Here is a 12476-nt window from a genome sequence, read left to right as displayed (position 1 = left end):
ATTCTCTACCGTTATTTGCAGTGTGAATAATATGAAATTTATTAGTAACATTAAAAAATAACGATTATGAAGAAAGTATTGTCTATTCTTGTGTTGGCTCTTGTAGCTGTTCAGTTTGCCTTTGCCGGTGATGTCATCACTCAGGATACCAAGCAGCTTCCGCTGACGGCACGCAATTTTATCAACCAGTATTTCTCGAAACCGCACATTTCACACATCAAGATTGAAAGTGAAATATTGCAGACTAAAAAATATGAAGTGCTGTTGACAGACCGTACGGAAATAGACTTCGACAAGAAAGGAAATTGGTTGGAAGTGGATTGCAAGAAGTCCGCTGTTCCCGAAGCATTGATTCCGGTTCCGGTAAAGGAGTATGTGAAGGCTAACTTCCCGAGAGAGATTATTACTAAAATCGAACGCGGACGTACCGGTGTGGAAATTGAATTGGGTAATGACTACTCTTTGAAGTTCAACAAAAAGGGAAAGTTCGTCAGCATGGACGATTGATTCTCCAGTAACTATTAACCTAAACTTTATAGAGAAATGATGAGAATAAAGATTCAAATGTTGGCGATGATGTTCATCGCCGCCTTGGCACTTGGTGCATGCAGTGATGATGACGACAAGGATGATGTCAAAGTGCCCGAAGCAATGTCACAAGCATTGAAGTCCAAATACCCTTCCGCAATCCATGTGGAATGGGAACAGAAAGGGGGCTATTTCGTTGCAGATTGTAAAGTGGATGGGCAGGAAAAGGATGTATGGTTCAATAATCAGGCGGAATGGCAACTGACGGAAACCGAATTGCTTTGGAATAATCTTCCGGGAACAGTACAGACCTCTTTCAGCGCCAGTGAGTATGCCGGTTGGAAGATAGAGGAGATTGTTCTTTTGGAGTATCCGGTAGTGCCTATGCAGTTTGTCATTGAAGTTGAAAAGGGAAATGCAGAGTATCAATTGTTCTATTCGGAAGAAGGCGGCTTGCTACAGACAAAAGATGTGAGCGGTAATAGGGATGATACGCATTGGCCGGTAAAACTTGATTAGGGATGAGGGGTTAGGGATTAAGGATTAAGGTTCAATATGATTGCACACCCCTAATCCTTCATCCTTAATCCGTAATCTCTAACTACATCGGCTTATAATCCTTCGCCAGTCCTCCTTCGCTGGTTTCTTTGTAGAGGGAGGGCAGGTCGTTTCCGGTTTCTTTCATGACTTCCACCACCTTGTCGAATGATACGCGGTGCATGCCATCGGTGAAGGAGGAGTAAAGGTTGGCATCCAGGGCACGTGCGGCGGCGTAGGCATTACGTTCGATGCACGGGATTTGTACCAACCCACAAACCGGGTCGCAGGTCATTCCCAAATGATGCTCCAATCCCATTTCAGCGGCATATTCTATTTGTGCCGGACTGCCTCCAAACAATTGGTTGGCTGCGGCTGATGCCATGGAACATGCTACGCCTACCTCTGCCTGGCATCCGGCTTCCGCTCCCGAAATGGAAGCGTTGGTCTTCACGATGTTTCCTATCAGTCCGGCTGTGGCAAGGGCACGGAGTATGCGTGTGTCGCTGAACTCCCGGCTTTTTTGCAGATGATAGAGCACTGCCGGTACAATGCCACACGAACCGCAGGTAGGTGCAGTGACAATGACCCCACCTGACGCATTTTCTTCACTTACTGCCAAGGCATAGGCAAATACCAGTCCGCGCGACTGGAGGGAAGCCTTGTAGCCACTGGCACGTATATAATAGGTAGAAGCCTTTCGGCGCAGATTCAGAGGGCCAGGCAAGACTCCTTCACTATCCAATCCCCGTTTTACGGCAGCCTGCATGGTTTTCCATACCTCCTGCAGGTAATCCCAAATGTCGCTTTCCTCGCATTCCTTGACGTACTCCCAGTAACTTTTTCCGGTACGTTCACACCATTGTAGTATTTCGGTCATACTGTTCATTTCGTATACATCCGGGGTGTTTACGGATGATGCTCCGTCATTCTCTTCTGCCAGGGCACCGCCGCCGACACTGAATACAGTCCATTGGTCGGTCTCCTTGCCTTCGCTGTCCAAAGAGACGAATTTCATGCCGTTGGGATGGAAGGGCAGGAATATTTTGGGTTCCCAGATTATTTCTACCGGTGCTGCGGGTTGCAATGTCTCGGTGATGGCAACATTGGTCATGTGTCCCTTGCCGGTAGCGGCGAGGCTTCCGTATAGGGTTACTTGGAATGCGGCTGCTTCGGGATGCCTTTCCAGGAATATCTGAGCTGCCTTGCGCGGTCCCATGGTGTGGCTGCTGGATGGACCGGTACCGATACGGTAGAGTTCTTTGATTGATTTCATATATTTCAGATTTATGATTTAGCTTTAACTATCAATTATCAACTGTCAATTATCCATTAACTCAAGTCCACAACGGTGATGCCTGCTCCGCCGAACTGTATATGTTCGTCGGCAAAGTGGCGCACTCCGGGAACAGTTTCCAGATATTGACGGATAAGCATGCGCAGGATGCCTGTTCCCGTTCCGTGAAGGATACGCACGCGTGACATGCCGACAAGGATGGCGTCATCAATGAAATAGGTAACGGCTTGCAAGGCTTCGTCGCCACGCATGCCGCGGACATCAATGTCTTGTTTGAAATGCAGTTTCTTCTCGTACATGCTGTCCTGGGTCTGGGCGCTGATGAAAGTGCTTTTGGTGGACACATCAGCTTGTTTAGGCTGCGCGTTGGTACGTTCCAGCCTGTCCAGCTTTACGGTAGTCTTGATGCTGCCGAACGCGATGACCGCATTCTTGCCATTCACTTCCATTACTTCGCCCACAGAGGTTTGGCCCTTTATTCTGACGTTGCAGCCGGGGGTGATGGCTGCAAGGCGTTCTGCCTCTTTCCGCGCCTGCTGTTCTGCCAAAGCCTGGGCAGACAGTCCGTTCTCTTTTCCTTTGCCCGCTTTCTTTTCCTTTTTCCGGTTCTGCTTCTCTTTCAGCTTTTCCATTTTGCGGGCGATTTTTTCTTCCAGTTCCTTGTTGGCAAGCGCTTCCATTGATTCACGGAAGTTCGTCAACTCCTGGCGGGCCTGGCGTGTTTTTTCTTTTTCTGCTTGGGCTTCTTTGATGGAGCGTATGGTGTTCTCGATGCGTGCATTGGCTTCCTGCATCAGTTGCTCCACTTCTTCCTTCGCTTTGCGCAGAATCTCCTTCCGGGATTTCTGCAAATCTTCGATTTCGGTTTGATAACGCTCGATAGTCTCTTCCATGTGCTTTTCACGCTGGCGTATTGTCTGGCGTTTGCCTTCCCAATAGCGTTTGTCGCGCACAATGTCTTGCAGGTACTTATCGGCATTGATGTATTCACTGCCCACAATTTCCGAGGCATCGGCGATGACATCTTCCGGCAGACCTATTTTGCGGGCAATCTCTACAGCGAACGAACTGCCCGGATTGCCTATCTGCAACTGGAACAGTGCTTGCATCAGATGGCGGTCATAGAGCATGGCGCCGTTTACTACACCTTCATGGTCTTCGGCAAAATGTTTCAGATTCTGATAGTGTGTGGTGATGACACCGAACGTCTGTTTTTGGTTGAAGCGTTTCAATACGGCTTCGGCGATGGCGCCTCCTATCTGGGGTTCTGTTCCACCACCGAATTCATCAATCAGGATGAGGCTCCGTTCATTGCAGTTTTTCATCATGATTTTCATGTTCGTAAGGTGGGAGGAGTAGGTACTCAAATCATCTTCAATGGACTGCTCGTCACCGATGTCAATGAATATGCTGCTGAATATTCCGGTATGACTGCGTTCGTGCATCGGGATGAGTAGTCCGGATTGCAGCATGTATTGTAATAAGCCTACTGTCTTTAGGCAGACAGACTTGCCGCCTGCGTTCGGACCGGAGATAATAAGGATACGTTGCTTTTCATTCAGTTCGATGTCAAGCGGTACGACTTTTTTGCCATGTTTGGCGAGAGAAAGTTGCAAGAGTGGGTGTACCGCCATTGTCCAGTCCAGTAGTTGCTTGTTTTCGAGAGCCGGTTTGAGTCCGGATATTTGCTCGGCAAACAATGCTTTGGCACGTATGAAGTCTATTTCGGCAAGGAACTCGTATGATAGCAGTACGTCGGAGATGGAGGGGCGCAGCTGGTTGGAGAAGTCCGTCAGGATGCGGATAATTTCTCTGCGTTCGTCACCTTCAAGTTCTCGTATGCGATTGTTGGCTTCCACTACTTCGGCAGGCTCGATGAATACGGTTTTACCACTGGCCGACTCGTCGTGTACAATACCGCGTATTTTCCGTTTCAGTGCCGGTGCAACGGGAATGACCAGACGGCCGTCACGCATGGTGGGCGTTACGTCTTTGTCCACAACGCCCTCGGACTGGGCATTTCGTAGAATACTGTTCAGTGAGCGGGAGATACTTCCCATAGTACTTGCCAGTTCCCGGCGGATGCGTGCCAACTCTGTAGAGGCATTGTCCTTGATTTTTCCGTAAGGAGAGAGGATGCCGTTTATTTTTGCTATGAGCTGTGGGAAAACGGTGATGTCTCCTGCCAGTCTTTTCAGACAAGGGTAGGGGGAAGCGCCCTCTTCCTCATCATCGTCGCTTTTCTGTAGGAAGCGTACAATATCACGTATGGTTTCTAGTGAACGGCGTAGGTCAAAGAGTTCTTGTTCATCTAGATACATGCCTTCCACACGTATGCGTTTCAGTGACGGGCGTACATCAAAAAAGTATTGTGCCGGGAAGTTGTCTTCTTCTTGGAGTATGCGTACAAATTCAGTGACTTGGTCCAAACGCTCCTCTACCTCTCCAAAGTGGTCGGAGAATGCCATGTCCATCACCCGTTCTTCGCCAAGTGTACTGAGGCATTTTTCTTTCAGCAATTGGCGTATTTGGTCGAAACCTATTTTCTGTTCAAAGTTCTGCGGATATATCATGGTGCAAAAGTACTATTAATTCATGAAAAAAGAGAAAGGAAGTTTGCAGAATTAAAAATGATTTGTACCTTTGCACCGCTTTAAAGAGGAAAGCACTTCTCGAAAAGGAAGTTTTAGGAGAGGTGGCAGAGTGGTCGATTGCGGCGGTCTTGAAAACCGTTGTGCTGCGAGGCACCCGGGGTTCGAATCCCTGTCTCTCCGCAACAAACGCTGAAAATCAGCAGATTGCAAAACAAACACCCAGTTTTGCACCCAAGAATGTAAAGTCGGGTGTTTTTGTTTTATTTAAGATAATACAACCACTACATAATAAAAGAGTAGCGATATTAAAAGAATCCGATGAGAAAAGACTAATATTTATCTATCCATTCACTTTGATTTTTCAGGACTTTACATCGTCCTGAAAGTATTTGTTATTGTATTCCAACGTCAGGAGTGGATTATAATACAAGTTTTTTGTGTGGATAGAATTTCGTTTTGCTTAATGTACGAAAGTACTTATCTATAAACGCATGAAATATTAGCACAATGAATCATTGGAAATCAACTTTGGCCGTGATAGGAATAGGCCAACTCATATCTATTTTAACAAGTACGATTGTTGGCTTCTCCATTATTTTTTGGATTAGCAACGAATTTAAATCCCCGACAGCTTTATCTCTGGCTATTTTAGCTGGATTTTTACCACAATTTGTATTAGGCTTGTTTGCCGGGGTCTATGTTGACAGATGGAATCGAAAGAAAACGATGTTTTATTCGGACTTGTTCATCGCGTTCTGTACCCTATGTCTTTTTATTGTGATAACCAAGGGTTATAAAGACCTTTCTTTTTTTTATCTATTGACTGCTTGTCGTTCAATAGGCAGTACGTTTCATGCACCTGCTTTACAGGCAAGCATCCCTCTACTGGTTCCCAAGCACCATCTTGTCAGGGTATCAGGTTTGTACCATTCCATTCAATCCTTCAGTGAGGTGATAGCTCCCGTTGTAGGGGCAAGCCTCGTTGTTTGGCTTCCCATACAGTATATTCTGCTCATAGATGTGATCGGAGCTGTTGCTGCTTGTCTGACCTTACTTTGTGTCCAGATTCCTTCTCTTCAAAAAACGAAAGTTCTTCCAGATTTCAAAAAAGAACTGACGGAATGTTGGCATACCTTGCGGCGTACAATGGGCATTTTGCCTTTATTCGTATGCTTTACGCTGGTGACTTTTGTCCTTATGCCTGTTTTTACGTTATTTCCTTTTATGACGCTTCTGCATTTCAACGGAAACATTTTGCAAATGGGAGTTGTGGAAATGGGTTGGGGCTCAGGGGCATTGTTGGGCGGTTTAGTACTTGCCTGTAAGGCTTTGAAAAGCAAGCAAACATTAGTGATGCATACGGCTTATGTGATATTGGGATTGTATCTGATTAGCGCCAGTTATTTACCATCAAGCGCATTTATAGGTTTTGTTTGCCTAACATTTACAGGAGGCATAGCCTATTCCATTTACCATGCGCTTTTCATCGCTATTATTCAGCAGAACTTGGCTTCGGACATGCTTGGACGGACTTTTTCTCTCATCTTTAGTTTGAGTACCTTTCCATCAATGCTGGGTATCGTAGCTTCAGGATATTGGGTGGAAGCATGGGGTATCACATCCGTCTTTATGATCAGCGGATGGGTTATCTTTCTGATTGGAGTGGGTGCAAATTTTATTTCTTCAATCAAGCAGTTGGATAATTACGCATAGTATTATTTATTAAAGAATTATTATATGACAAAGAAAGAACACACTACGATTACAGAGTTATTTCAAGTTTTGGACTTGTTGGAAAGCCTGGACATGCAGTTTTGGTTGGATGGAGGCTGGGGAGTGGATGTCTTGTACGGACAGCAAACCCGCTTGCATAGAGATATTGACATTGATTTTGATGCCAATTATACAGACCAACTCCTTGATCTTTTGCAGGAGAGAGGATATCAAATTGAAACAAATTGGTTGCCCACCCGTGTGGAACTGTATAGCAAAGAATTAGGCTATATTGATATCCATCCTTTTGTCTTGAATGCGGACGGCACTTCCAAACAAGCCGACTTGGATGGAGGCTGGTATGAATTTCAACCGGACTATTTTGGAACAGCAGTCTTTGAAGGCAGAAGCATCCCTTGCATTTCTGCAAAAGGGCAACAAGTATTCCATTCGGGCTACGATTTAAGAGAGAAGGATATTCACGATTTATCTATAATTAAACAATGTATAACAACAATGAGCCTAACAATTAGATAAGAACAAGAAAATGACAGAAAAACAAATTGTCTGGTATATCTTACTTACAGAAGTAAAGATAGATAGTGACACCCAGTCTGTCACATCCCTGAGTGTAGCTCCATTGGCAGTCTTGCCGGAATTCCAGCGTAAGGGAATTGGGGGGGGGATGTTGATTCAGTAAGCCCATCAGAGGGCAGCACTTTTGGGTTACGGCACAGCAGTCGTATTGGGGCATAAAGAGTATTATCCTCGATTTGGCTATCGCAAGGCTATCGATTTAGGAATTGAATTTCCTTTCGAAGTCTCTCATGAATATTGCATGGTGGCTGAATTAATACCTGGAGCTACTGAGAATGTGAAAGGTATGGTTTGTTATCCAACTGACTTTAAATAGTTTAACAAGTAAAATTCATTATATAACTCGGACTGGGTATTTCAATTTCCCAGTCCGTATTCTGATAGTACTTATTCAATTGGAAGATTGTGTTGCTTCAAGAATGAAAGTTTATCCCAATACCCTCTTTGAAAGACGATTTTGTTATCTTTTACATGAAAAAATCCGCATCCACGAAGTCCAAGAGAGTCTTTCCATTCCATGATAGCCCATTCGCCATCTTCAAAAATATTTTCCACCATACAAACCATTTTAGCAGTGGCAAATTCATTCACAAACATTTTGTAGATTGATTCTTTACCAATTATTGGTTCGTTTGCGACTTGATGATTTACTGCATTAGTAGCATACAGCTCTGCTATATGATAAGCATCTGCTTTGTTAAAGCAATCTATCCATTTTTCCAAAACTTCTTTAGGCTTCATTTTTTATAAATTCTTAGGATTTTGATTCTGTAATAAAAACAATCTGTTTGGATGCATAGATACTTGATTTTATTAATAATAGGCTATTCTATATTCTAAATCCTCTGGATTTTTGCTCTCTCTGCACCGAGTTACGTAGATTCTGCTGTAACTTTTCCCATTGTTCCTTAAACCATTGTACTATGGGTTGTCGGTTTATGGTCAGCATAAGCTTACCACTATCCATCGGATGTTTCTCAACCCTAAAAATATCATTCTTGATGTCAAATTTCCACCTGTGTTCTTCGGAATAAATTTTGCCACTACATTGTATGGATTCTTTCTTTGTCAAGAGGTTTTCTATCATGTCTTTGGTAAACCCGATAACAGCGCATAATTTTTCCATTCTCAACATCTCTTTGAACATGGGAAACCATTTGTGGGCTTTTTCAAGCAAGGTGCTCAATCGTGATATTTCCTTGTCTTTGGCTTCAAGTTCTTGATTATGTATTCTTTGAAGATTACGAATTTGTCTGCTATGCTGTTCCTGTATTTGTTGTATCTGAATTTTTAATTCATCAGTAGCTTTGTCCCGTTTGGTAATTTCCTGATGTAGCTGCTCGATGTGATGTTCCAGTTCTTTCAGCTTACCGCTTCCGAAAAGAGAACCTACACCGCTTGCTATGGCGGTAGCAGCATTGGTGGCTGTTTTCTTTAGTTTGTCCGTGCGTATCTCTGCTTTTACCTGTTTGAGTTCCTGTTCGGCAAGGCTTACTTGTTGTTCCTTGTGTCGCTTGGTTTCCTCTATACGTTGCAGTTCGGCTTTCTGCTTCTCAATGATGAAATCATTTCGTTCCAGATGCTCTTTACCTGTGACAGCTTTTGCCTGTCCACGTTCCATCAGGAGAATATCGGAAGCAAGGGTCTGCATGGTTGCCATATCCTCGTCATTGAGCTTTCGGCTCTTTCCAGTTTCATGGTTCATCCAGTCGAATACGACATGAGCATGATAATTTGGTTTGAACCATCTGTTACCGACTTGGAAGCTCTCCTTGTCTTCTGCTTCCGGCTGACCGTTCAGCCAATGCCCTTCGTCTTTATGCAGGAAAATCTGTAGCGGAGTGATGCCCCAGCGTCTTTGGCACTCTTCACCGAATTTGCGTACATCAGCCAGTGTGGTGTCCGGTCTGATAAGCAATACTCCTTCACGGATGGGTGAGCATCCCGCCACCTTGATAATCTTTCCATTCTTTCCCTTGCGTTCCCTTTCCTTTTCCTGCATGGCACGTCCGGTCTTTTCCTTGACCATTTGCTTGATATTGTCATAATGAGTTCGCAGTTCGGGAGTGCCGAAGTCGGGATTTATCCACTGTTCGTTATCGGTGGAAAGTTCGGGAACGACATAGATTCTGGACTCCCCGATATTACGCATATACTCGGCAGTCCTTCGGTTGTGTGCCTCGCTCGATGCGATGTTGCAAGGCTTGATATGTATGCTTGATTTTGTTGCCATAGCTTCTTTCCTTTGTTTACAATTGATTTACTTTGCTCGCTTTCGCAGAGGGGTTCTTAGGGGTAACCCATAAGCGGAGATTGCAAAGAGAGGGTCACTCTTTGCTCGGGGTTCTCAGGGGTGAAATGCCCTGAGTGGGTCATTAGGGCAAAGCCCTAATCCCCTCGGGAGAGCCCACAACTACGAAAGCGAAGCGTGTAGTTATAGTGGGCTATAACCGGAAGCCTTTCGGTTTCTTGGATAGTGTATCATTCCTCTTTTTGACAGATTGCGCTTGCTCTTTCCTATCGGCTATTCGTTTCTGTAAATATTCGTTCAGATCTTTACATCCACTGTAGATTTGCGAGGCGTCACGTATATACCGGGTAGCATCATACTCCTTTCTGATTTGCTGTATTGCTTCCATTCCTGCACGGTCATTGTCAAAGAAACAGTGGATGCGCTCATAGCTTCCCAACGGATAGAGTGCCTTGGGAACATTGGCTACGGAATTAAGAACTATGTAATCCTGTCTGTCGAAGTCGGGTGATTGCGGACAGCTTTCCAGTCTTAAGGTCAGAAAGGAAAGGTAATCCATAAATCCCTCAAAAACGTAACATGCACTCCTTGGCTTTCCTGACTGTCTGATATGGGATATTTCTTTTGGTGCGATACATCCCTTGAAATATCGGTTGCGGATTTCATATCCACCCGATATGTTCGGAAAAGCAATGGCGAAATAACGTTTGCCGTTGTGGGTGAAACGGGCTTCCTTACATTCTCTTTTCGCCAGTGCCGTGTTTATCCCTCTTTCCTGTAGATAGGCAAGCAGGGCAGGAGAAGTCAGCTGTACAATGTCCAACTCCTGAAAACTCGGTTCGGAAAATGACTGCTTGCCAAAAGAGAAAGATACGGGACGGATGTGCGGAGTCTGTTCCTCGATTTTCTGTAGAAGATAAGGTACATAGTCGGAATAGTAGAGTTCCTGTGCCAGTGCAATGATATTTCCACCTTTACCAATTGCAAAATCATACCATTGGTTGCGTTCGGTATTTATTTTGAACGAGGGCTCTGTCTCTTCCCGTAACGGGGATTTATACCACAGGTTGATACCTTGCTGCTTGACGGGAGAATGTCCCAAACTGTACAGAAAATCCGCTATCCTGATTTGTTTTGCTGTTTGTATATCCATAATAAGATGAGTGTTTGAATAATGGTTGGAATATTTATTTCTCTTTTCGCCCGTACCTTTTTATGAAGTACGGTCTGTATAATCACTTCACTTTATTTTCGTATATATAGGATACGGTAATAAAGTGAAGCGGTTTTACATTCTCTGCAATCGCTTCGCTTTATCCTTAATATATAGACCTGCCGAATAAAGTGAAGTGATTACAGGTTAGACGGTCTAATAGTGAAAGTCTGGCTTGAACGTGTATTTCCTGCCGTTCTCCTGTACTATCATCCGTTTGTTCCGGAGCATGGTGATAAGTGATACCGCCTTTTGATGGTTCAGTTTTACACCTACTGACATATAAGACTTGATTAAGGCGGTTTCCAGATCCTTGTAGCCGTATTCCTCTTTCAGTCCGAAAGCCGCTTCTAGTGCTATGCGGTGCTGTTGTTCGGTAATATGCCTGTAAGGGTCGAACTTTTCCTCTTCCGGTCTTCCGGGTTTCTTCGCTTCGGGTCTGTACCCCTCTATGAGTTCAGGCAATGCATTGTCGTTGATACGGAAAGCGAAAGGCTCGAAATCCATTGCACGTATGTGCATGGCCGAAACATTGCTTATATCCCCGTTGCTCTTGTCCTTTTCCACGAGAAGAACGGTTTCCGCCTTGTTGTTCAGCTCCGTACCGATATGCCCTCTTGCGTTTTCATCGCCTTTGTTCTGGTGGAGTATCGTATGGATGTGTATTTGCCTGTCATCCGTCCACTGCATCAACTTGGATATGATGCGTGTCGATTCTCCCGGACTGTTGATGTCATATACCATATCACGGATGCCGTCTATGATTACAAGCCCTATGTCCGGTGTATTATAGATAGCCTGTTCGACAATCCTGATGCGCTGTTCGGGCGTGTATTTCCTCAAAGCGAGAAACTCCAGATGTTCATTGTCCCTGTCATTAGGAAGACCGGCCAGCCGTAAAATACGTTTCATGACTTTCAGGCAGTGATAATGGCTTTGTTCCGTGTCCACATAAAGGACTTTCCTTTTGTTCTCCGGAAGTTCTGCCACATACCGTAGTACCGTACCGTTTTTCAATGAGGCGGCTACAATAGCCGACACATTGAAAGTCTTTTTACTTTTGGCTTTGCCTATGGATGCACTGAAATTGCCCAGTGTGCCAATGACCGAACCTTGCACTTTTAAAATCTCAGGTGCTTTCTCATAGATTTTCGATAGGCTCAGACGTGAGGCTTGCCAAAGGATTATCGCCTGTTCTGCAGATATTTCCTTTATTTCTCTCATATAGTCCATAAGCATACCTCCCATTATTTCCGTCCTCCTGTTTTCTTTCCGGCAAGTTCAAGAGCCAGTTCTGCATCAACTATAATCTTGCGCCCTATCTGGGTAATCGCCTTGTCTATCTTACCGCTTTTCTTTATGCGGTTGGCAGTGGGCAGACTGCACCCGAACAGTTTGGCTATACCGAGTATTCCGTACACATACTTCTTTTCCGTGTCTGTAACGGGTTGCGGCAATGCTTCGGCCTGACCTGAAGCGTGCTTACTCAGGAATATGAATTCTTCGCCTGTCATTTGCCAGACGGGTTTTGATAATAATTCTTGGATATTTGTCATCGTCCAATCTATTTAGTCGTTAAACAATCAGCCCTGCGCACTGGCTGTTATTTCTGTTCTCGAACGATGCAAAATTAGGTAGGGTTATGAGTGGTAAGGATGGGGACGGTACAAACTGAATATCATTGTATCTTATTGAATATCAGAAAACAAAAATACCACTCAAAAATTATTTTGAGTGGTAAAAGTG

Annotated in this window: 12 protein-coding genes and 1 tRNA gene; 6 read left to right on the top strand and 7 right to left on the bottom strand. The window is 44.5% G+C overall.

The genetic code is table 11. The features are described from left to right. Positions 1 to 66: 66 nt before the first annotated feature. Together DWY55_RS12365 and DWY55_RS12360 are read left to right on the top strand one after the other, a co-directional pair. Positions 67 to 507 carry a PepSY-like domain-containing protein gene (locus DWY55_RS12365; RefSeq protein WP_005831697.1) on the top strand — a complete coding sequence of 147 codons (441 nt, stop codon included), beginning with the start codon at positions 67 to 69 and terminating at the stop codon, positions 505 to 507. Positions 508 to 543: 36 nt separating this feature from the next. After that, positions 544 to 1047, top strand: coding sequence for a PepSY-like domain-containing protein (locus DWY55_RS12360; RefSeq protein WP_009038162.1), 504 nt, complete (start codon positions 544 to 546; stop codon positions 1045 to 1047). An 82-nt stretch (positions 1048 to 1129) separates the two neighbouring features. On the opposite strand, the gene DWY55_RS12355 is transcribed toward DWY55_RS12360, so the two are convergent. Continuing rightward, positions 1130 to 2341, bottom strand: coding sequence for an L-serine ammonia-lyase (locus DWY55_RS12355; protein ID WP_005831694.1), 1212 nt, complete (start codon positions 2339 to 2341; stop codon positions 1130 to 1132). Positions 2342 to 2397: 56 nt separating this feature from the next. After that, positions 2398 to 4935 carry an endonuclease MutS2 gene (locus tag DWY55_RS12350; RefSeq protein ID WP_117878472.1) on the bottom strand — a complete coding sequence of 846 codons (2538 nt, stop codon included), beginning with the start codon at positions 4933 to 4935 and terminating at the stop codon, positions 2398 to 2400. Between the two features lie 116 nt (positions 4936 to 5051). On the opposite strand from DWY55_RS12350, the gene DWY55_RS12345 reads away from it, so the two are divergent. The 4 genes from DWY55_RS12345 to DWY55_RS22000 all read left to right on the top strand — a co-directional run bounded on the left by DWY55_RS12345 (position 5052) and on the right by DWY55_RS22000 (position 7369). Next, positions 5052 to 5136, top strand: a tRNA-Ser gene (locus tag DWY55_RS12345). A 327-nt stretch (positions 5137 to 5463) separates the two neighbouring features. Further along, on the top strand, positions 5464 to 6669 hold the full coding sequence (gene mef(En2), locus DWY55_RS12340; RefSeq protein WP_005786079.1) for a macrolide efflux MFS transporter Mef(En2): 1206 nt from the start codon (positions 5464 to 5466) through the stop codon (positions 6667 to 6669). A 24-nt stretch (positions 6670 to 6693) separates the two neighbouring features. Next, positions 6694 to 7206: a lincosamide nucleotidyltransferase Lnu(AN2) gene (gene lnu(AN2), locus DWY55_RS12335; RefSeq protein ID WP_004308783.1), complete on the top strand. Its 513-nt coding sequence runs from the start codon at positions 6694 to 6696 to the stop codon at positions 7204 to 7206. 10 nt (positions 7207 to 7216) lie between these two features. Next, complete coding sequence (locus DWY55_RS22000) at positions 7217 to 7369, top strand: hypothetical protein (RefSeq protein WP_005786088.1); 153 nt, start codon at positions 7217 to 7219, stop codon at positions 7367 to 7369. A 284-nt stretch (positions 7370 to 7653) separates the two neighbouring features. On the opposite strand, the gene DWY55_RS12330 is transcribed toward DWY55_RS22000, so the two are convergent. From DWY55_RS12330 to DWY55_RS12310, 5 genes are all read right to left on the bottom strand, one after another. Continuing rightward, positions 7654 to 8007, bottom strand: coding sequence for a nuclear transport factor 2 family protein (locus DWY55_RS12330; RefSeq protein ID WP_004308780.1), 354 nt, complete (start codon positions 8005 to 8007; stop codon positions 7654 to 7656). Between the two features lie 88 nt (positions 8008 to 8095). Continuing rightward, positions 8096 to 9499 carry a hypothetical protein gene (locus DWY55_RS12325; protein WP_004308779.1) on the bottom strand — a complete coding sequence of 468 codons (1404 nt, stop codon included), beginning with the start codon at positions 9497 to 9499 and terminating at the stop codon, positions 8096 to 8098. Positions 9500 to 9710: 211 nt separating this feature from the next. Continuing rightward, on the bottom strand, positions 9711 to 10670 hold the full coding sequence (locus DWY55_RS12320; RefSeq protein ID WP_005795604.1) for a toprim domain-containing protein: 960 nt from the start codon (positions 10668 to 10670) through the stop codon (positions 9711 to 9713). A gap of 216 nt (positions 10671 to 10886) precedes the next feature. Further along, on the bottom strand, positions 10887 to 11963 hold the full coding sequence (locus DWY55_RS12315) for an AAA family ATPase (RefSeq protein WP_120178097.1): 1077 nt from the start codon (positions 11961 to 11963) through the stop codon (positions 10887 to 10889). Between the two features lie 14 nt (positions 11964 to 11977). Continuing rightward, positions 11978 to 12286 (bottom strand): DUF3853 family protein, encoded by a 309-nt coding sequence (locus DWY55_RS12310; protein ID WP_007842330.1) that lies wholly within the window; start codon positions 12284 to 12286, stop codon positions 11978 to 11980. Positions 12287 to 12476 lie beyond the last annotated feature (190 nt).

This window comes from Bacteroides sp. AF25-38AC (assembly GCF_003602995.1).
Classification (GTDB): domain Bacteria; phylum Bacteroidota; class Bacteroidia; order Bacteroidales; family Bacteroidaceae; genus Bacteroides; species Bacteroides uniformis.
The sequence above is the reverse complement of the archived record's forward strand: the minus strand, read 5'-3'. Positions and strand labels throughout refer to the sequence as shown.

Coding starts and splice junctions, on each gene's coding strand:
- DWY55_RS12365 (WP_005831697.1), top strand. CDS start 67: ATGAAGAAAGTATTGTCTATTCTTGTGTTGGCTCTTGTAGCTGTTCAG.
- DWY55_RS12360 (WP_009038162.1), top strand. CDS start 544: ATGATGAGAATAAAGATTCAAATGTTGGCGATGATGTTCATCGCCGCC.
- DWY55_RS12355 (WP_005831694.1), bottom strand. CDS start 2,341: ATGAAATCAATCAAAGAACTCTACCGTATCGGTACCGGTCCATCCAGC.
- DWY55_RS12350 (WP_117878472.1), bottom strand. CDS start 4,935: ATGATATATCCGCAGAACTTTGAACAGAAAATAGGTTTCGACCAAATA.
- DWY55_RS22000 (WP_005786088.1), top strand. CDS start 7,217: ATGACAGAAAAACAAATTGTCTGGTATATCTTACTTACAGAAGTAAAG.
- DWY55_RS12330 (WP_004308780.1), bottom strand. CDS start 8,007: ATGAAGCCTAAAGAAGTTTTGGAAAAATGGATAGATTGCTTTAACAAA.
- DWY55_RS12325 (WP_004308779.1), bottom strand. CDS start 9,499: ATGGCAACAAAATCAAGCATACATATCAAGCCTTGCAACATCGCATCG.
- DWY55_RS12320 (WP_005795604.1), bottom strand. CDS start 10,670: ATGGATATACAAACAGCAAAACAAATCAGGATAGCGGATTTTCTGTAC.
- DWY55_RS12315 (WP_120178097.1), bottom strand. CDS start 11,963: ATGGACTATATGAGAGAAATAAAGGAAATATCTGCAGAACAGGCGATA.
- DWY55_RS12310 (WP_007842330.1), bottom strand. CDS start 12,286: ATGACAAATATCCAAGAATTATTATCAAAACCCGTCTGGCAAATGACA.